We start from the raw sequence: 1154 nt of genomic DNA on the forward strand, positions 1-1154 counted from the left end.
TTTTGAGATAGGTTGGAAATACAGTAACCGACAAGCAATATAGTTGCCCTAGGAGAAAATAACCAATATGGAAATAGCCGTTGCGATCATTGCCTTTTGCCTCATTGCCACCCTGGTGATGCCGGGACTCCTTTCTAGGGAAATCACCATTGCTTTACTTGGTTTTGGCATCCTTTATCTTTTGATGCCGAATCTCCTGACTACAGAGCAAGCTCTAGCTATTATTGTCTTTGGTGTCCTGTTTATTTTGGTAATACCTGATTTGATGAAAAAAAAGTAGCTCTATCGAAATAATGGGGGATAAATCCCTCTTAAAAAGCTATGGTTAACTCACATCTTTCTTGACAATCCTGAAACTCTTGCTGCGCAAGAGTTTCAGGAAATAAAGCCAACAATAGGATTGAAAAAATCACAATAACTTTTCTGGTGTTGGTGCTAAGGATTTTAATAACAATTCATTTAAGCTAATCAGGGGAGATGGAGAAACTGATATCCTGTCAACTACCTATAAACCAACTCTAGGTGAAAAAGCTACAATCATTAATATAACTGATTAGGTAAGGAAATAATGGATAAAATCATTAAAAAAAATTGATCGAGTATCAACTATCGAAGAAGCATAATTGTATAAAAGAGGAATTGGATTAGAGACAAAATAGAGAAAAATCACTAATCAATTGCCCGTTTTTCATACTTAAACCTCAAACTGGGCGGGGATAAATACCCCCCACACCAAAAAACCTACACCCTATTTTCCAGCCAGCGCCACCGCACCCGATAATATAAATAAGATAGTATGTTAAGGAAAGTAACAATGCCAAAAGCAATCTGGAATGGTGCGGTTATCGCCGAGAGTGACAAATGTGTAGTCGTGGAAGGAAACCAATACTTCCCCCCTGACTCAATCAACAAGCAGTATTTTCAGGAAAGCAGTACCCATACCACTTGCTCATGGAAAGGTGTGGCTAGTTACTACACCCTTGAAGTGGATGGACAAGAGAATAAGGATGCTGCTTGGTATTATCCCAGTACTAAGGAGAAGGCGAAAGAGATTGAAGGATATGTTGCCTTTTGGCGCGGTGTCAAGGTTGAAGTTTAGTAAACTCCATATATAGTAGGGTTCGTTACATAACGCACCCTACAGATAGCATAAC

2 protein-coding genes are annotated in these 1154 nt (G+C 39.0%); both read left to right on the forward strand.

What is annotated here, in order from left to right; translation table 11 throughout:
- The first annotated feature begins 67 nt into the window (after nt 1-67).
- Nucleotides 68-280 (forward strand): hypothetical protein, encoded by a 213-nt coding sequence (locus tag NJ959_RS29870; RefSeq protein WP_254015390.1) that lies wholly within the window; start codon nt 68-70, stop codon nt 278-280.
- Nucleotides 281-814: 534 nt separating this feature from the next.
- Entirely contained in the window at nt 815-1099 is a 285-nt protein-coding gene (locus tag NJ959_RS29875; protein ID WP_254015391.1) for a DUF427 domain-containing protein, read from the forward strand.
- The last annotated feature ends 55 nt before the right edge of the window (nt 1100-1154 follow it).

It is taken from the genome of Limnofasciculus baicalensis BBK-W-15, assembly GCF_024178385.1.
Lineage (GTDB): Bacteria > Cyanobacteriota > Cyanobacteriia > Cyanobacteriales > Coleofasciculaceae > Limnofasciculus > Limnofasciculus baicalensis.